The organism is Chloroflexota bacterium (assembly GCA_011322445.1).
Classification (GTDB): Bacteria; Chloroflexota; Anaerolineae; order Anaerolineales; family DRMV01; genus DRMV01.
Genome location: DRMV01000008.1, coordinates 1 through 18,767 on the forward strand (window position 1 = coordinate 1; position 18,767 = coordinate 18,767).

General features: G+C 56.1%; 15 protein-coding genes and 1 pseudogene. 9 read left to right on the forward strand and 7 right to left on the reverse strand.

What is annotated here, in order from left to right; genetic code table 11:
- A partial coding sequence (locus ENJ54_00650; GenBank protein HFC08356.1) for a hypothetical protein occupies window positions 1-452 on the forward strand: 452 nt, incomplete at its 5' end.
- A 76-nt stretch (window positions 453-528) separates the two neighbouring features.
- Here ENJ54_00650 and ENJ54_00655 read toward each other — a convergent pair.
- From ENJ54_00655 to ENJ54_00680, 6 genes are all read right to left on the reverse strand, one after another.
- Window positions 529-891 carry a M48 family peptidase gene (locus ENJ54_00655; GenBank protein HFC08357.1) on the reverse strand — a complete coding sequence of 121 codons (363 nt, stop codon included), beginning with the start codon at window positions 889-891 and terminating at the stop codon, window positions 529-531.
- On the reverse strand, window positions 866-3,856 hold the full coding sequence (locus ENJ54_00660; protein HFC08358.1) for a type I restriction endonuclease subunit R: 2,991 nt from the start codon (window positions 3,854-3,856) through the stop codon (window positions 866-868). Before ENJ54_00660 ends, ENJ54_00655 begins: the two co-directional genes overlap by 26 nt.
- Window positions 3,857-3,873: 17 nt before the next feature.
- Window positions 3,874-6,753: a hypothetical protein gene (locus ENJ54_00665; GenBank protein HFC08359.1), complete on the reverse strand. Its 2,880-nt coding sequence runs from the start codon at window positions 6,751-6,753 to the stop codon at window positions 3,874-3,876.
- Complete coding sequence (locus tag ENJ54_00670) at window positions 6,725-7,438, reverse strand: hypothetical protein (GenBank protein HFC08360.1); 714 nt, start codon at window positions 7,436-7,438, stop codon at window positions 6,725-6,727. Before ENJ54_00670 ends, ENJ54_00665 begins: the two co-directional genes overlap by 29 nt.
- Window positions 7,419-9,038 carry a DUF86 domain-containing protein gene (locus tag ENJ54_00675; protein HFC08361.1) on the reverse strand — a complete coding sequence of 540 codons (1,620 nt, stop codon included), beginning with the start codon at window positions 9,036-9,038 and terminating at the stop codon, window positions 7,419-7,421. Before ENJ54_00675 ends, ENJ54_00670 begins: the two co-directional genes overlap by 20 nt.
- Window positions 9,039-9,208: 170 nt before the next feature.
- Window positions 9,209-10,822, reverse strand: a complete 1,614-nt coding sequence (locus ENJ54_00680) for an SAM-dependent DNA methyltransferase (GenBank protein HFC08362.1) — start codon at window positions 10,820-10,822, stop codon at window positions 9,209-9,211.
- Between the two features lie 284 nt (window positions 10,823-11,106).
- On the opposite strand from ENJ54_00680, the gene ENJ54_00685 reads away from it, so the two are divergent.
- The 6 genes from ENJ54_00685 to ENJ54_00710 all read left to right on the forward strand — a co-directional run bounded on the left by ENJ54_00685 (window position 11,107) and on the right by ENJ54_00710 (window position 14,431).
- The gene (locus tag ENJ54_00685) at window positions 11,107-11,313 is read left to right on the forward strand and encodes a hypothetical protein (GenBank protein HFC08363.1); all 207 of its coding nucleotides are present in this window, start codon (window positions 11,107-11,109) and stop codon (window positions 11,311-11,313) included.
- 6 nt (window positions 11,314-11,319) lie between these two features.
- Window positions 11,320-11,637: a hypothetical protein gene (locus ENJ54_00690; GenBank protein HFC08364.1), complete on the forward strand. Its 318-nt coding sequence runs from the start codon at window positions 11,320-11,322 to the stop codon at window positions 11,635-11,637.
- Window positions 11,638-11,956: 319 nt separating this feature from the next.
- Window positions 11,957-12,250 (forward strand): type II toxin-antitoxin system HigB family toxin, encoded by a 294-nt coding sequence (locus ENJ54_00695; GenBank protein HFC08365.1) that lies wholly within the window; start codon window positions 11,957-11,959, stop codon window positions 12,248-12,250.
- Window positions 12,250-13,467, forward strand: coding sequence for an ImmA/IrrE family metallo-endopeptidase (locus tag ENJ54_00700; protein HFC08366.1), 1,218 nt, complete (start codon window positions 12,250-12,252; stop codon window positions 13,465-13,467). The genes ENJ54_00695 and ENJ54_00700 overlap by 1 nt, the downstream gene beginning before the upstream one ends.
- Window positions 13,468-13,886: 419 nt before the next feature.
- Window positions 13,887-14,150, forward strand: a complete 264-nt coding sequence (locus ENJ54_00705; protein ID HFC08367.1) for a hypothetical protein — start codon at window positions 13,887-13,889, stop codon at window positions 14,148-14,150.
- Window positions 14,151-14,245: 95 nt separating this feature from the next.
- Window positions 14,246-14,431 (forward strand): hypothetical protein, encoded by a 186-nt coding sequence (locus tag ENJ54_00710; protein ID HFC08368.1) that lies wholly within the window; start codon window positions 14,246-14,248, stop codon window positions 14,429-14,431.
- Window positions 14,432-15,477: 1,046 nt separating this feature from the next.
- Here the strand turns inward: ENJ54_00710 and ENJ54_00715 are convergent.
- A complete protein-coding gene (locus tag ENJ54_00715) occupies window positions 15,478-16,437 on the reverse strand; it encodes a hypothetical protein (GenBank protein HFC08369.1) in 960 nt (319 codons plus the stop codon).
- A gap of 397 nt (window positions 16,438-16,834) precedes the next feature.
- On the opposite strand from ENJ54_00715, the pseudogene ENJ54_00720 reads away from it, so the two are divergent.
- Together ENJ54_00720 and ENJ54_00725 are read left to right on the forward strand one after the other, a co-directional pair.
- Window positions 16,835-17,104, forward strand: a pseudogene (locus ENJ54_00720) (hypothetical protein).
- Window positions 17,105-17,546: 442 nt separating this feature from the next.
- A complete protein-coding gene (locus tag ENJ54_00725; GenBank protein ID HFC08370.1) occupies window positions 17,547-18,725 on the forward strand; it encodes a DUF1646 domain-containing protein in 1,179 nt (392 codons plus the stop codon).
- Window positions 18,726-18,767 lie beyond the last annotated feature (42 nt).

Consider the following 18,767-nt stretch of genomic DNA (forward strand, 5'->3'; position numbering starts at 1 on the left):
GCGGAGCCTACAAAGTGCGCTTTGGGGCAGGAATGCCCGTCTGCACCTGCCCCGACTGGCAGCGCCACGGCCACGGGCACGTGTGTAAGCATGTGCTCATGGCTTCGATGGCTGCTGCTCGCGTAGCCTATGTGGGTTTCCGCACCGCTGAAGGGCCGCGGGTGCACGTGGTGCGGGATGGAAACCCTTTCCTCTTGCGCCACGTGGAGATGCACAGCCCTACCGGTTTTGAGTGGGGCTACGCTGGCAGCGGCCCCGCCGACCTTGCCCTCTCTATCCTCGTGGACTACCTCGGCAACGAGGAAGCCGCCGAGGATTTGAAGGGCGTTTTCAAGGAGGAGGTCATCTCACGACTGCCCTCTACAGCATGGATGCTTACGGAAGACGCGCTTGCCGCGTTCTTCCACCGTCATCCTGTGCGCTTGCCCGTGAATATCCCTGCCTATGCCTGACCCCCAAACGCAAACAGCACGGCTACCCGCCGTGCTGTTCGTGTTTGGTTTGGGAAATGTGTATCGGGGAACTTCCTCAACCACTTCGGTTAGATGTATCGCTGATCCCCCCCTGGGATGACGTTTGTGAATTTTCTCCCAGGTATGCACGCAGGAGCACACGGAATAGCTTAGCATGACTGCCGTTGTCCAGTTTGAGGTGTAGCAGTTCATGGACGATCACTTCCCACTGGAAAGCCAAGGGTAGATCCAGCAGTTCGGTGTTGAAGGTCAGGCGACCACGGCGAGATGCGCTGGCCCATTTGCGGCGCATGGCACGCAGGTGGATTTCTTTCACCTCGACGCCGATGCGCTTAGCCCAGCGGCGCACCTCGGCTTTGAACATTTCGCGGCGTACCAGGTTGTCGGTCAACTCACGCATGGCGCTTCGCCAACACATCCAGGATCTCGTTCACCAGGGCAGAAACCTGCTTGTTGATGCCTTGCCGCAGCAACACCTTGTAGAGTGCCCGGCGCAGTTCGCGTTGCTGGCGCTGGCTGGTGGCCCAGTGGGGGTAAGCCTGGAAAGTCTGCACCAAATCCGTGGCTACAGCCCGGGCCGTCTCTTTGGACACGGCGTGATGCTGATGCAACAACCAATACACGGTGAAGGTCTCGGCTTCCAGACCTTGCTCGGCGAATTCCCGCTCGGCAGCGTTGATTTCGGCAATCAGGGCCTTGAGGGCATCTAAGGCCTCCTGAACGCTCTGCTGTCGTTCCTGGAAAGCCTGAACGATGGCCTCGGCCCGCTCGCCAATGGAGAGTAGGAAAGGCTTCGCCGTGGCCTCCTCAGCCACTTTCTGGCGGATGGATTTTACCAGATTGAACACCTCCACGGTGGGCGGCTTACGGCTGGCCTCCAGGCGGCGAAGCAGGTCGGCATTGATTTCGTACACCTCCACCGCGCCACGGATGGCCCCGCCCTGGGTGTGTTGTTGCACCAGAACCGCCGTCTTGCGTAACATCTCCCGAACATCCAAGCCAGCCTCGCTCCCCTCGTAGGCTTCCTGGAACATGGAGACCATCTGGGTCAGCAACGCATAGTCGTCCAGGTAGGGGCGCAGGAAAGCCGCCGGGGAGAGTACCTCGTACAGGTCAGCGAGTTCATCGAAGAAAGCGTAGAAAGCCTGCCGCGTTTCCTCGTCTCGAAAGTGGGAAAGCACTCGCTCAGCGGCCTTGTCGTCGCCGCCCGCGGCCAGGGGGATGTACTCGCTGCGGGCCTGGGCCATCAGATGCTCAAAGCGCTCCCGCAGCACATCCAGGTCGGTGACCACGCCTTCAATGTCCTGAGAGTCAAAGGCCAAGGCCTTCTCCAAGTTTTCAAAAATGCCCACAAAGTCCACAATGAGACCGTGCTTTTTGCGCTGGCCGTCTTGCTCGTAGGGGCGGTTGACGCGTGCAATAGCCTGGAGGAGCACATGGTCGCGCATGGGTTTGTCCAGGTACATCACATAGAGGTTGGGCGCGTCGAAGCCGGTGAGTAACTTGGAGGTGACAATGAGAAACTTAGGATGTTCCTCGCGCCGGAAGCGATCGCGAATCTCCCGCTCTTCCTCCGCGCTGCGGTGATATTGGCGCAGCAAAGGTGGGTCATTGTAGTTGCTGCTGATGACCACTTCGAAGGCTTCGGGCGGCAGGTAGCGTTCGGGATCTTCCCGATAGAGGCGCTCAAAGGCCTCTTGGTAAAGGGCACAGGCTTCCCGATCCACGGCCACCATGAGGGCCTTGTAGCCCAAGGGCTCCACATATTCACGGTAGTGTTCGACCACGAAGCGGGCCACGCGTTGGATGCGGTCGTGGTTTTTGAGCATGTTGCGCAGGGTGACGGCCCGTTCGAGGATACGGTTGAGTTCCTCGGGATCCGCCAGACCTTCGGCTTCGGCCAGGTCGAGGAATTCCCGTTCCAGGGTCTCGCGATCCACCCGCAGTTCGTTCTCGGCCAGGGTGTAGTGCAATGGGACGGTGGCACCGTCTTCGATGGACTCGCGGATGGAATACTTGTCTAAGTAGCCGTGGGGCGGGTCGTCCACCCCGAAGATTTGGAAGGTGCTCTTGCCGTGGGCGCTGCGGTCAATGGGTGTGCCGGTGAAGCCGAGGATGGTGGCGTTGGGCAGTGCGGCCATGAGATAAGTGCCCAGGTCGCCGCCGGTGGTGCGGTGGGCCTCGTCAATGAGCACGAAGATGTTGGCACGGGTGTTGATGTTGGCGGGCATCTGATGAAATTTGTGAATGGTGGACACGATAAGGCCACGGTAGTCCTGCCGCAGCAGGCCGCGCAGTTCGCGCTTGCTTTCGACCACCACGGCGTGCCCCAGCCCCACCGCGGCCAGGTTGGAGAAGAGTTGCTGCTCCAGATCGTTGCGGTCAACCAGCATCAACACGGTGGGGTTCTGGAAAAGAGGCTCGGCCAGCAGACGCTGGGCGATGGTGATCATGGTGAAGGTCTTGCCGGAGCCTTGAGTATGCCAGATGAGACCGCGGCGCTTGGGCTTTTGGCCCGGCGAAGGTTGCACGGCTTCCTCGGCGCGTTGCAGCACCTTGTCCACAGCCCGCATCTGGTGAGGGCGTAGGACAACTTTAGTCAGTTCGCCGTCGCGGTGGACAAAGAGGATGTAGTCGCGCAGCACGCGCACGATGCGCGCCGGGTGGACGAAAGCCTTGACCAGGGTTTCAAAATCCAAGGAGGGCGACTGGCCGGTCGCCCCAGAGGACGCAGACTCCACAGCCCCCGCAGTGGTGCGCCAATTGATAAGCGCCTTGCGCTCGGTGTTCCAGGTGGGGCCGTAGTAGAAGCGCACCAGGTGAGTGATGGCGAAAAGCTGCATCAGCGCCAGCAAGGGCGCACCGTTCTCATGGTAGCGTCGCACTTGGATCAAGGCCTCAGCCAGACCCTCTCGCTTGTGTGCGGCTTTGGCCTCCACCAGCAGGACGGGGATGCCGTTGACGAAATAGGCAATGTCGATGCGGATAGGTTCGCGGCCTCCGGTGTAGCGCAGTTCCTGAGTGATATGATAAAGGTTATTCTCCCAGTGCTCCAGATCCACCAAGCGGACGTTGCGCTCCCGCTTTTCCTCGGGAACATAAACGGTCTTGAGGCCGCGCAGGTATTCCCAGGTCTGCAGGTTGCCCTGGATGTTGGGGCGGATGCGGGCCAGACGGGCGGCCAGGTCTTCGGCTTCCCGCAGCCCGACCACGCCGGGGTTGAGGGCTTGCACCCGTTCGAGAAAGATATCGTAGAGGAGCAGGCCGTTGGTGCCTCGACGTAGGCGCTCGGCCTCCTCCTGGGAGAGTTCACGCCATTCCACCTCGGTGGAGTAGCGAGCCATGGGTTCCTGAACGGTGCGGCGTTCGGTGAAGCGGGGCATAGACATCTCCCTCATTCTCATTGGATGCTGAAATGTAGTAAATCTCTGTACTCGAGAAATCCTCGGCTGCCAAGGTAATGGATTACCTGTTCTGCTGTTTGCTTTGCCTCGGGGGTTCCCAATGCCCATTGAAGAGCCTGTCGAATGTGCTCCTGACCCGCGTAGAGTTCCCACCCCTCGATGTCTGCTTCTACGATCATCTTCAGGCATTCTACAGACTTCAAGGGATGCGTTTGGGCCGTTTCAGCCAAGCGTTCCAGTACCATACGGGTGGGTTCGATTTGGCCCGCGATTTCCAGGGAGGCGATTAACTGGTCAAGTGCCCAGCATGTATCAAATTTCGCCGACACAAACCACCAGCCAAAGGCCCTCATCTCTTCTGCAAAGGCGCTTGACGAGGAAGACGTTCTGGCCTGCTCCAGGCGGGATTCCCAAAGCCGCTTGAGGCGATCGAGAATTTCTTCAGGGGCTTGCCCCTCAGTCTGCATTAGAGCACGCCCTACAAAATCCAACGCATGTCCCCGTAGAGTCCCAGGCGCTTGTTCCCAGAACGTAGTGAGCAGAGGATCGTCCAGAGGGAGTTTCCCGCGCCAGAAGAACACCATCAAATGCTCTGCCAGTCTCTTGTCGGGATCGGCGTGCCAGGGCTTTTCCTCTCTTTGGTGGCCAATTCGTTTTACTGCATGACCGTACTGCTCACGGAGGAGATCGAAGGCATTGTCATAAGGCCTGTTGAGCGCAATATAGGCGTTCCAGGCCGCTTCAAAGTAAGCCCGCTCTTCTTCATTGAGAGGGAAAATTCGAGTGACATGTTCATGTGCCCAGCCTTCATCCAAAAGCGCAAGCCACGGGAACCATTGTCCATAAACGGCTCGGATGGCGAAGGAAGGGTCTTTAGCAAGGTCCAGATGCGCTTCAAGCACCGCACGTACTTCGGGCATTTCCTCAAAGCCTTTGGCTAAGCGTTCGCTTGCGTCGGCTTGTTTTTTCAGGTAGCGACGGATCCAGAGAGCATATTGAAGAACGGCGTGCATGGCAGCGCCCCGGGTAGTGTTGATGGACAACGTAGCAGGGTCCATGCTGGTGTCTTTCTCACGTGACGGAGTAGGATCTGGATCCCCCGTCAATTGCTGCAAAATAGTCCACGCCCTTTCCCGATAAGCCATAGGGAGCGCGGTCTCCTGCCGGAAGCCAGCGTCGAACAATTCCGCAAGGGCCTTTCGTGCCCATCCCCAGTCAGGGTCTCTCTCAAAATGGTGCACTTTGCGACCGGGGATATCCCTTGGTTGGGTGACAACCCAGTGAGAAAGGCGAAGCACCTGATCCCAATTGAAGGCTTGTTTGTGTTGCTCTATCGCCTGCCGAAGCCCCTCGAACAACGCTCGGACATATGTCGGGTCTGTCTCTTGGAAGTGTTCCGCCTGCTCGGTGAAACGACCGGGCTCCTCGGCGACGACCGAGGCCAGGACGCGGCCGAGGCCTTCAGGCGATGGCTCTTGAAACATCTCTTCCGGCGGCTGCCAGGTTTTTAGGAAAGTCACGATTGCTTCGACCGACATGGCCTTCAATTCTTCGGCGGTTTTGGGGCTTCTCGGCCCGACCTCGCTAACCGTAAAATATACAGGGAACTCCGGATGCTCTGGCTCGCCATACCGTTGAACCAGGGCTCGATACTGCGCTCGCCAATCCTCAGGAAGGTTTTCAGGCCCAATCCATGCCAATCGGTCTCGCTGCCAGATTTCGCGGTAGCGGTCAATTTCTTCCTCTGTTGGTGCTTGGCCGTGCCGCTCTTGCCATTCTGCCCGGAATTGCTTGATCTCGGGGCCTTCCTCAATCCAGCGAAGAATCGTGTGCTGGTCTTCTGGTGAAAGGGCTGAGAAACCTTTTCTCAGCAAGAGGATATATTCATGTCGCACCCCCACGTCTTCAAAGAGTTCGCGGTCGGTCAAGTGGGCAGCGACCAGCCCTTTGGCCTGCTCATGGAACACCCTGAGGAGGTGTAGCGCAATTCGGCGGAAGACGTTCCAGGGTTTGGCTTCAAGGAAAGCCACCATTTCTTCCAAAGGTGCCTTGTCCTGCCTTACCGCCATCTCGGCGGCGTCACGGAGCCCTGAAACCAGTGCTTTGCGGGCATCCTCTCCCATATTTTGGGGGTGATCTTCAATGGCAGGACGCCAAGTAGTTGAAAAATCCGTGCCCTCTTGGACTTCTTCTCGCCGTAGCGAGAGCCGTATGGCTTTATCGAGAAGGTTACAAAGCAATTCCAATGCAGGGAAAGGGGCTATTCGGACGAGTTCTGGATAGTGCTCCTCTAAAATCTGTTCATAATCCCACATCTTGAAGCGTGGCCTGGGTTCCGAAAGTAGCGAATGCGCTACATCTGGATCACTTGCGTCAAGGGATACATCCAGCAACTCAGATGCCAAACGCAAGGCTTCCTCGGCTTTCCCGGCCCGTGCCCAATGGGCCAGGAGAGCCCCCAGTTTCTCAGGTAGAAGCAGAAGCAAATAGGGGGTTGCTGCCCATTTCAGCGCCTTCTCCACCAGCGTGACAGAAATCTCGGGGGGCATGGCAAGAGCAGCCTCTATTAAGGCCTGAAGCACAGCAGGGTTTTCTGTATCCTCCATCTGTTGAATAATTTCGGCCACAACATCGGGCTTGTATTTTGCCATCCGTGCCAGGTAACGCGCTTCAGGCCAGGGAGGAAAGCGGATAGTGCCTTTCTCCTCATTTCGTACTGGCTGCGGAGGATGTTTAAAGAAGCCCTCATTCCAAAGCGGCTTCAGCCACTCGGGGTTTTCAAGTCGGTCGAAGAAGTAGCGGTAATGCTCGGCGCACACAAGTAATGCTATTGCCCGGTCAACTTGCTCAGGCGTTGGCTTCTTCCAGGAGCGCATCTAGTTCCTCCACTGTTTTGAAGAATCCTCTAACTATCCCTGATAATGCATACTCAAAAATCTCGAAGCGTTCTTTAAGTTCATCAGCTCCCATGTGTGCGTCGGTCGCACCTCTCTCATGAGCCCGTTTTACAAACCATTCGGTACTTTCAAGCCAAAATATAATTCTTGGCCTAAGAGTCTCCTCTGATAGGCTATTGTTAGGATCGATTGCCTGAAACAAACGTCGTGCTGTTTCGTACCTCTTTTCGCGAACTCTTTCATAGTCACTTACCAGTTTGGCAATCTTTTTATAGACCTTCCGCGGAATCGGTATCTTATTACGGTCAGGCAAGGTTTCTGATAAGGTTACTTCCGTTGGTGGTAAAGAACCATCCAAAGGGAGGCCATGTCGCCCCCAAACGTCCAGAATCTCATTAAGCCGGTTTTTGTATTGGAACTGACCTTCTGCCTTAGGCCCTGCTATCACATCGGGCAGTCGGTTTCGTATCTCACGAACAGCGTGTGAAACGAACCGAACTCTGCCGGGAAAGTTCTCACGGAACACCATCGCCAGCGCCCCCTCATAGAGTTCTCCAAGAGATGGCGCCTCTTTCCTGAACCACGCTCGTAATTCTCTGCGCAATGGGGTCCAATAAACTGATTGTTTGCTGTATTCAGGTTCTTCAAATGGAGACCTGCTCACGGCTATTGACCTCCTCAAACCGCTGCACAACCCCCTGCGGTAGGCGCACCTTGGCCGTCATCAGGTGATGGAGCAGGGAACGGAAGAGGTCGTCCAGCGCCTGCTGCCGTGCTTCTTCGGCCTCGATTTTGCGATCCACCGTTTGCAGGATGCGGGCGATGGCGCGTTGCTCCGGGAGTGGGGGGAGGGGGATAAAGGCTTGGCTTAAGGCTTTCCAAGAGGTTCGAGGATGGTTGACTCCTGCGGTGGTAGCAATTGCGTGGTTTAGAACAAAGGGAGTGTGCATCAAGTAGGCTAAGAAAAGAGGCTCGGCCTTTACTGGCTGAAGCACAAGAATATCTGTGGAGCACACACCAGGCCATTCTGCTATAGCGGCTTTGTCCAAATAGGGACGTAGTTTGCCGTACAACACATCTCCTTCCTCAAATACCGATTTTGCGCTGCGAGTGGAGCCGGCACGGCCAAATTGCTTGATGCGTATCTCGCCAGGAGTTAGGTGTTCAAGGCCAATGTACCGTGCATTAGGAGCATCTGATGGATGGATGGTACCCTTGCGTAGTGTTACCACGTCCCCCAACCTCACCACGCGCCAATGAGCGGGGATGGGGCCAATAGGGGTATCCTGCAGCGCCACCTGGTCAGCCATGTCCACAGGCACGGGGCCGTAGGTGAAGAGGTGGCGCATGAGGGCGCGTTTGAAGTCGCGCAGGGCGACGATGACGCGTGCAGTGGCCTCGCTGGCTTCTTGCACCGTCCGCAGCACATGGGCAATGGCGCGCTGTTCGGGCAGGGGCGGGTGTAGGATAAGGAACTCTTGAAGTGTCTTCTTGTTGATGCTTTGGAAGATCGTGCCCGAAGCCTCGCTCCTTAATCTCGGACGTTCGTAAAGCAATACGAAGAACAGATACCAAGCATCCGTGTGCTGCTTTGGCCTAACCTCTGCTAAACCACGGCCTATAGCATATCTTCGATCCGAAATATTTACGTTGCCCACTGGGGCTCGAACTGAAATCAATATGGACCAAGAGGCAGATATACGTTTGGGCTGTGTCGTCCATTTGGTATTTCTCGGAAAGATCTCTCCGAACTCAGCCTTACCTTGCAAGAAGGCTACACCTTTACCGTTCTCATTGTAGCTAGATGAAGGCGGTGATTGTCCCATATAAATGTTAGCCACATCAGATAGGTGCTTTACACTCCAATTTGATGGTAAATCAACAAGAACTTCGATCATTGGTATGTACCTCATGATCTTATCTTTAAGATCGGGTAAACGGCGCCTTGCCACATCCCATACTATTTCAAGATCAACATTATCAAGGTTGTGTACAAGTACATCTCTCATTCCAGAGATATCTTTCCAGGGGATATCGGGAATGCGTTGACGAAGAGGTATGGGTAGCCTCTTTGCTGCTTCTCCGATTATTTCGATGGTTTTTATGACAGCATATCGTTTTTCATCATTTCTGATGAAATCATTATATTCAACACCTTCAACGAAATAGCGACCTCGCCGACATTCTCGTGCAATAATGGAAAACGTTTTTCTTACTAATTGGACGGCTTCCGTTTCCATCGCTAATTGTGCCTTTGTTCTCATAGCCGGGACGAGTTTTTTGGCAAAGTGGCTCTTTGCCTTTGCTTATACTTCTAACCGCGCCACTTTCGACTCCCCGGGTAGGTGGCCGAAATCGGTCAAGCAATAGCCAGTAGGGAAGCTGATTGTATTCGGGATGGGGTACAATGGGTCCTCGTCGGCCTTGTGAAGTGTCAGGATGGTTGTTGTTTTTGTGGATCCGTAGCGTCCTTATCAATCAATCCCAAGACGCGTAGGACGCCTTGCAGGGCGCGGTCGGCCTCGGAGCGGGTCTCCTCGGCCTCGCGCAGCCGCACCACGGCCTCCTCCAGGGGCAACACCTCCTCCTCGTCGTTCTGGGCCACGTAGCGGTTGGGGCTCAGGTTGTAGTCATTGGCCGCGGCCTCCTCGGTGGTGATAATGCGGCTCAGGCCCTCTTCTTCGGCCCAGTCGTGATACACGCGGGCGATGCGATCCACATGCTCGTCGGTCAGTTCGTTTTTGGGGCGGCCTTTGACGAAGAGGCGGGAGGCGTTGATGAGCAGGATCTCGCTTGGATGGCGCTTCTGCTTGTTGATGACCATGATGATGCCGGGCGCGGTGGTGTTGTAGAAGAGGTTTTCAGGCAGCAGGATGACGGCTTCGATGAGGTCGCCCGGCACGGTGACATCGCCCTCGATGAAGCGCTTGCGGATGTCGCGCTCGCGGTTGCTGCCGCGCGTGCCGCTGCCCCGGCTTACCGCGCCCGTGTCCAACACCACGGCCATGCGACCTGTGTCGTTCAACGAGGCCACCATGTGCTGCACCCAGCCCCAGTCCGCGCTGGATGCGGGCGGCACGCCGTAGGGAAAGCGATTGTACGGGTCGTGCTCGTACACCTCGGTGGGGATATCCTGGTTCCACATGGGATTGGCGACTATCAGATCAAAACGGCGCAGGTGACTTCCCGCAGTGTCCAGGAACGCGGGCTTGCGCATCGTATCGCCCAGGCGGATGTCCGCATCTTCAATATCGTGGACGACCACGTTCATCCAGGCCATGGCGTAGGCTGAAGCGTTGATGTCCTGGCCGAAGACGCGGATTTCCGCGATATGGCCGGAGGGCTTTAGACGACCATTCTCCTCCTCGCCGTACTTTTCCAGGAAGCGAAGAAAGGTCTTGACCAGGAGGCCGCCGGAGCCGCAGGTGGGGTCATACACGCTCATGCCGGGTTCGGGGTCGAGGATGCGAGCCATGAGCACGCTGACCATGCGCGGGGTGTAGAACTCGCCCGCGGACTGGCCCGCGCCCTCCGCAAACTTGCGCAGCAGGTACTCGTAGGCACGGCCCAGGATGTCGGGCTCCACATCGTCCAGGCCCAGACGATGCTGGGAAAGAACCTGAATCAGGCGGTGCAGGTGGGGATCATCCACAATGCGCTGGCCCGCGGTGGTGGCGTTGAAGTCGGTAATGTCAATGACGCCGCTCAGGCGCGGGTTTTCGCGAGCCACGGCCCGCACGGCGTCGGTCAGGCGCTGGCCCAGGCCCTGGGCGGGCAGGTCGCGCAAGGTGGCCCAGCGGGCCGTCGAAGGGATATAGAAACGCACTAGGGCGTGATCTTCGTCCACCATCTCCCGCGCCTGCTCCGGCGGCATGCCAAACTCAGCAGCCACGCGCTGCACTTCGTCGTCGAACACATCAGACAGGCGTTTGAGGAAGATGAGGGGGAGGATGTAGTCCTTGAACTTGGGCGCATCTACCGGCCCGCGGATGGCGCAAGCGGCCTCCCAGAGCCAGGATTCCAGGGTGGAAATATCCAGGGTGGTCATGGGTCTCTGCACTCCGTGGCGATGTCCATTGCCAAGAGGGGATCGTGAAGAAAAAAGAATTTGTCCCCTTATTAATCTCATAAGGCTCTAATCAGGCGTAGTAACACAAGCAGTATAGCATAAACGCGCTGAATTGTGCGACACGATTTTGAGAGTTGCATCTTGGCCGTGTATTCTTCCCTTATGTCTATCTTCCCCGCATGTTCTGGAGCACCATCTTTCTGTACCTCAACAAGGTCTGCTATTCTTGGCCTCATTGCATCTTTAAGCAAGAGGAGGCCGTTATGAACTTGGAGACTTTGTTGGACGATTTCTTTGCCACCCACTCTTGGAGCGCAGCCACGGAAGCCAGTTATCGCCGCGTCCTGATGCTGTTTCTGGAAGACGTCGCCGACACGTCCACCCTCACGGCCATTGAGTTCAAGCGGTGGCTGGAAGGGCACGAAAGTTGGGGCGAGAATATGCGTTGGATGGCTTACGTCGCTGTATGAAACTATCTGCGCTGGCGACACGGTGATTTGCACCCTGCCCTGCGATACCGTTTCCAGCGCAGGGAACGGGGCAAACCCCAGCGTACCCTCACGCCAGAGCAAATTACTCGTTTGCTGGCAATCCTTCCTGACACCCCCATTGGAAAGCGCAACCGTACGCTAATTCTGCTTATGCTGGATACAGGCTTGCGGGCGGCCGAGGTGTGCCGTTTGGAGATGCGCTTTTTAGACCTGGGCACCCGCCACCTTTCAGTGCTCGCGAAAGGAGAGAAGTGGCGCACCTGCATTTTCGGGGAGCCAACCGCAGAGGCGTTACGCGCCTGACTTGAAGTGCGAGAGGCGAGCGAGGAAACGCAAACGGTCTTTGTATCCATTAGTATCTCCCTTCGGAAACCGCAGTCAGGAGGCGATAGCCTTTAATTACGGCCTGGTAGCGCTTCGACGGCTCGCTGGACCAAGACGCGCTGGGGCTGGATGCGTGGCTCGTGGAGGAAGATAAAACAAAGGGGGCCTGTGGGGCGGTAGGGTGAGAAAATCGTTAGGGGGGATTCGGGTGTGGTACAATTCCCATATTGGGAAAAAGCCCATTGACTTTTTCCCAATATGGGATATACTTACTCATGGAGCGCGTCAAGGAATTGCAATGCACGTTATCTCAAAAAAGAAGCTTATCGAGTGCTGGACTCAGCATCCTGATGCCGAACAACCCCTAAAAGCGTGGCACGCAGAGGCAAAGAAGGCTCAGTGGAAGACACCGGCGGATGTCAAAGAGAAATTCGGCAGTGCAAGCATTCTTGCCAATAACCGCGTGGTATTCAACATTGGGGGCAACAAATACCGCCTGGTGGTGGAAATCCACTACAAAGGAAAGGTGGTCTTTGTCCGTTGGGTAGGCACTCATGCCGAATATGACCGGATAAACGCAGAGGAAATCTGATGAAACCCCAGGTAATCAAAACCCCAGAGGAATACGAACAAGCTCTGGCGCATATCGAGACCTTGATGGATGCAACTCCCGGCTCTGCCGAGGAAAAGGAACTGGAACTCTTTGTGCTGTTGGTGGAAGCCTACGAAGAGGAACACTTTCCCGTCGGTTTGCCGGATCCTATCGAGGCCATCAAATTCCGCATGGAACAAGAGGGACTGACGCGCAAGGACTTGGTGCCTTACATTGGCAGCATGAGCAAGGTGTCCGAAGTCCTCAACCGCAAGCGCCCTCTCAGCCTGAGGATGATCCGCAGGTTGCACGCGGGGCTGGGCATTCCGGCCGAAGTGCTGCTTCAGGAACCGGGGAAAGAGAGCATTGCCCCTCCCCGGTACACCGTGAGTGAATTCCCTTTCAGTAAAATGTTCAAGCGCGGCTATTTTCAGTTTTCGGGGCCGCTGACCATGGCGAAGGAATATGGCGAAGAACTCTTGGCTGAATTGTTCTCGGTATTTGGAGAGCAAGCGCCCCAGGCGCTCTACCGCCGGGCGGACAAGGAAGTCGACGAAAAAGCCCTCCTGGCCTGGTTGGCTCGGGCAATGCAGCTGGCGCGGCAGGAAAACTTGCCGCCTTATAACCCCGAAGACCTCACGGAAACCTTTTTCCAGTATCTGGTGGGGTTAAGCATTTTCGACAATGGACCGGTGTTGGCCAAAGAGTTCCTGAACAAGAATGGCATTCACCTGATCGTGCTCCGACACCTTCCCAAAACTTATCTGGACGGCGCCGCTTTCATCGCTCCCACCGGCCGGCCGGCTGTAGGGCTGACGCTGCGGTATGACCGTCTGGATAACTTCTGGTTCACCTTGCTGCACGAGTTGGCGCACGTTCGTCTTCACCTCCACGATGGGAACGTGGCCTTTTTCGACGACACCGAAAAGCAGCCGGAAGGGGACGACCCCAAAGAGCAAGAAGCCAACCAGTTTGCGCGCAACGCGCTCATCCCGCCGGCGGCCTGGGAAGAATGGAAAGACCGGTTGCTCACCAATTACGCCGACGACCTCCTGAAGACTTTTGCCCACCGGCTGCGCATCCATCCGGCCATCGTCGCCGGCCGTGTCCGCTGGGAAACCGGAGATTACACCCACCATTCGTCTTTGCTGGGGACAGGGATGGTACGGAAGCAACTTTTGAAAGAGGAGTGCCGCCTTGTACCGTCTGAGGTGTAGGCAAGAAGCAGAAAAACTACCGGGCAGGGGAGGGGCGTGGTGCTCACGCAGTTTACCCGGGCAGGCAGCCTTGGGGAGCTGCCGTACTGCCTCAGTTGCGCTTGACATATTCTAAGATGTGTGGTAAGATGACTCCCGCCTGCAGAGAGCAGGCCCAGGCACACATCTTTCCGTGGGGAACGTTGGTGATCAAAAAATATTTTGTAAAACTGATTTACTAATTCTCTAAAAACAAAGTTGTCCCTATCCCCGCGTCAATATGTTATTTAACCGCCCTTGAGGCGGTTGTTTTATTTTCCCCTTTCTTTTCTCTAAATCCAAAAAAGCATTTCCCCGCCGGGCGTCGGCGGGCTTTTTTCGTTAACGCTCCGTGATTTATTTTTCCCTTTATTCGCTTTTTCCTAAAAAAGGAGGTGTCGTTGAAAACAAATGAAAACCTCGAAGCACGGCTATTCTGGACTCTGTCATTATCCCGACCCGATGGGCTGGACATTATCGTTTCGTTGGCGCTGCTTTTCCTTCGTCCCACTGCCCCCACCATGGCGGCTGCGGGGGGGTTGGGGGTTGTCGTCTTTACCGGTGCTCTAAAGAACAAAGATCCTCCCTATCCCCATGTCAATAGAAAAACCGCCAAATTCAATTATCCTAGGCAGTTGTTCTATTTCCTCCCTTCTTTTCTCTAAAACCAAAAGATGCGTTTCCCCACCGGTTAACCGGTGGGCGTTTTTCGTTACAGTGATTTATTTAATTTCCGATTTCTCTAAAAAAGGAGGTATCTTTGAAAATAAATAAAAACTTCAAAGCACGTCCGTTTTCGGTTAAGTTATTATCCTGGCTCGATGGGCTGGACTTTATCGTTTCGTTGGCGCTGCTCTTTTTTCATCCCTCTCCCGCCACGATGCAGACTGTGGAGATACTTCACATCGTCATCTTCCTGATGAAGGTGCTGCTGAAGCAGCGGTAACCGCTGGAAAGCGCCGTTTTGCTTTGGCCAGAGCCGCCCACCCCATTTTCCCCGGCGGTGGGCGGCTGCCGGTCCGGTGTTCTTATCAACTGAAAGCGCACCTGCTTGGGGGATTGAGGGGGGCGCGCGGCGTAAACGCGCCTGCCCTAACATATAAATTTCTTCCCGCGGTGCAAACCAAACCGATAAATCTGTTCCAGGTGTCACCGAATCCATATTCCGCGAAGAAACAAAAACGCAGCCCTTCTGAAATATTTAAATCTAACAGTAGAAACCTGAGCTTTGAGGCATCCCAGGCTTCAATAGTCAGTTTACGGCCCTCAGCGGCAGATCCCCTTTCACGTTTTTCTCGCGCCATTCCTCAAACATTTCTTGACCACTTCGACTCCGCCGCCCTGTGGGGCCGGTAAGATTGAACGGGAAACAGACAATGTAATGAGTTAGAGTAGTAGGATGAATTTTTAGGGCTGTAGTCAGTGAAGCATCAAGTTGGCGAATTAGGGAGGCCACATCGAATACGTATTTGGCTTGCCACCCAACCCAGGCACCATTAAGCCGGTCAGTAAAACACTCAACTCCACCATCGCCACCCGCTCCATGAAGACGTATATAGTTCGCCTCGTTTGGAAGAGTACGACGTGCTAATTGGCAGCAAAGCTCTTCAAAAGCTTCATGTGTGGTGGCTTCAGGATAAGTAGCCGCTCTTGCACTTTTTGTTTTTCAAATCTAAGACCGCCTCATCACTCTTACTCCATAGGCCTATTATAGCCGAATTGTGCGACACATTTCTGGAGGAAGAATTTTGCTTGTGATATCTTCGCGTCATGCTATTTGCAACTTTTAGCCCATTGTCGTGCGTGCTCCAATAATGTCTGCTATTCTTGACCTTATTGCATTTTTGGGCAAGAGGAGGCCAAGGTAAAGACAGAAACTCTGTTGGACGATTTCTTCGCTACCCACTCTTGGAGCGCGGCTACGGAACAGTTACTGCCGCGTCCTAACGCTGTTTCTGGAAACCGCCACCTCCCCTTCTGCAAACAGCACGGCTACTTGCCGTGCTGTTTGTCTTGTCCAATTAGCGCCAACGGGCTTTTACCTTGTCCCTGCACGGTTTTCCATACCTGTTCGGCGAGCAATGCCTGGGAGTACCGTTCCACCATTTTCAGATCTTCCCACCGCCCCATGATTTGTAAAACACGGGTCGGAACACCTGCTTGCAATGCCATAACCGCGAAGGTGCGCCGAAAAGCGTGGGGGTGTACGTCTTCTACTTGCGCCTGCTTCCCCAGCTTTTGCAAGATAACCCTCAAACCGCGCCGCGTTAGCGCCTTGCCGGGAGTATATCCGCCCACGGCTACGAAAAGATGGTCTTCTTCTGGTTTGGCTATTTTTGAGCGATGAGCCAGCCATCTTTGCAGGTGCTCGGCACATTCAACGCTACACCACACAGACGCCTTTTTGCGGCCTTTTCCCAAGACCATAATTTTGCGTGTGCTTTCTTGCCAATCTTCCAGCCGCAACCTGATAAGTTCACTTGCCCGAAGGCCAGTATCTAACAGTACGGCCATGATAGCAATATCCCTCGCTCCTTTGGGAGTGGACGGGTCGCATACGGCAAACAGCCGTCTGACTTCCGCTGTAGTCAAAGTGCGCTGGGGCGAGATACCCACGTGAGGTACAGGGATTTCCTTGGCAAAATTTTTGTCGATCTCCCCGCGGGCGTACAACCACCGCACCCACGCCCTCAAAGCCTGACCGCTTTGCTTAATCGTGCTTGGCTGGTAGTGTTCCCATAAATTGCTCATCCATGCCAAAGCGTTTTCCCGCGTGACGTCGGCCAGGGTGTGCGCCTGCCGTTCGTTTTCCAGCCAGCGGGCGAAGCGATACAAGTGCCAACCATAGCCACGAATGGTGTCGCGCGACCGGCCAGCGGCACGAAGTTCTTGCAGGAAAGCGTCAATGGACTGTTGAAATACTTTGGGGGCTTCACCGGGGATATGCAACATCGTTTTACCTCCTGCTCTTGGAATTTCCCCCAGTGTAACAGGATAGGAGGCATCTTACGCTAGGTTGCAGGTTCGAGTCCTGCCCGAGGAGCCTCAAATAAAAAAGCGGGCTTCGCCCCGCACTGCCAGCAGAGCGCCCACGGCCAAAATCGTGGGCGTTGATGTTTTTAACGCCGTCACTTCTCCTCCCCCCCGCCAGCCTCCCAACGCCAAAGCATCCTTCTTTGCCTGTTCGTGACATTCATGCTCAGGCCGCCGTTCCCCACGGTCGACCTTCAGCTTTTCATAAGCATTTCCTGGGGCTTTTTTCAGCCCCCTGGGCTACACTAAAAACAGCAAGGGAACAGCAATCCTACCGAGAACACTTCGGGGTTCTCCCCGGAAAGGAGAAAAAGCCATGTTGACCGGATGGTTTGACCTGCACAACAACGGCACCCCTGCCCCGCCTCCAGGAAATCCGCCTCCTCCACCGCCCCCTGGTGGTGGAACGCCTCCTCCACCGCCCCCTGGTGGTGGCACACCTCCACCTCCGCCGCCCGGGAACACGCCGCCTCCGCCGCCGCCTGCTGGTGGCGGAACGCCCCCTCCGCCGCCACCTGGTGGTGGCACACCTCCACCTCCGCCGCCCGGGAACACGCCGCCTCCGCCGCCGCCTGCTGGTGGGCCGCCTGCCCCCCCGCCGCCTGGTGGTGGCGCACCTCCGCCCCCGCCGCCCGGAAACACACCGCCGCCTCCCCCGCCACCTGCTGGCGGACCGCCTGCCCCCCCACCGCCGCCCGGCCCGCCGCGCGACCCACAGGCAGAAGCCTTCCGCGCCGGCTTTGAGCTGGATAGCGCCTACCGGGACCTCCGCCGTGGCGCGCTGATGGTGCAACAAATGGAAACACAAAACCCCCACGCCCCGGAAATCACCGACGCCCGCCAAGTGTTTGAAATTGCCTCGCGACTCTACCAAACGGCCTTCCAGGCCCGCCAAGCCGGCCAAAACCTGAAAGCCGCCGAGTATTCAGTCGCTGTCAAAGATCTGATGCGAGCCATCGACAAATTCTACAATGTGATGTTCGCATCGTGGTAAAGCCCAGGGCGGGGAGAAATCCCCGCCCTTTCTAATGACGAGGAAAACCATGTTGGGAAGCACTGCCATGTCTCTTATCCGTAAAAACGGTTCGCTGCATACCTTCCACTGCCAAACCATCAAAATGCTCAAACGGCATGCCGAACTGGTTGCTCTAATCATCTTGCTCATACCTCTACTGGCCTATCAACGCGCTTACCTGCAGCACCCCAGCGCCTTACTGGCACTGGTCGATTGGGAAACCATCGCCACGCTGGCAGGCATCATCCTTGCCACCACCGCCGTCCGGCAAAGCCGCCTTTTTGGCAGGCTGGCAGCAGGCATTCTCTCCCACATCCGCTCTGAGCGCGCGTTGGCCCTCGTTCTGACCAGCCTGACGGCAGGCATGGCAACCTTCCTGACAAACGATATCGCCTTGCTCATCATCGTACCGCTCACACTCAGCCTGCAAGACTTTCTGGAAGAAGACATCACCAAAATCGTGATCTTCGAGGCCTTAGCAGCCAATGTGGGCTCCGCGCTCACCCCTATCGGCAACCCGCAAAACCTTTTCTTATGGCACCAGTGGGGGCTGCACTTCACGCAGTTTGTCGGTGAAATGGCTGCACCAGTAGGGCTCATGATGGCGCTCTTGATCGCGCTGATGTGGTTTTCCTTCCGTAAACGCAGCCTTACCCTCAAAGTGCGAGAAAACTGCCACTTCCAACCGCGCCTGGCTGCGCTTTCGCTGACCGCGCTCGGCGTGTATATCGTGCTGGCGGAATTCCGGCTCAGCATCTACGCTTTCCTGCCTTTGCTGGCTTTCTTCCTCATTGCCGACCGCGAGGCTGTCCGCCAGGCCGATTGGGCACTCGTGGGGCTGTTCATTTTGATGTTCGTCGATTTCCACCTCCTGGCCGCCGTGCCGCTGGTCGCACGGACACTGAGCGCACTCCAGGGCGATGGTGCAGGCACGGTGTTTCTCGGCTCGATTCTGACTTCCCAGGTCATCAGCAACGTACCTGCTGCCATCCTGGTTTCCCAGTTCTCGCACGCATGGCGGGCCATCGCTTACGGCGTCAACCTCGGCGGGAACGGGCTGTTCATCGGCTCGCTCGCCAACCTGATTGCGCTCAAAATGGTCAACAACCGGCGAATATGGCGCGACTTCCACCTCTACTCCCTGCCTTACCTGGCCGTCACCGCCACGCTGGTATACTTCATATTGTTATGAGAAAATCATAAGAGAACCCGCCAACCACCGCAGGCCACAGTC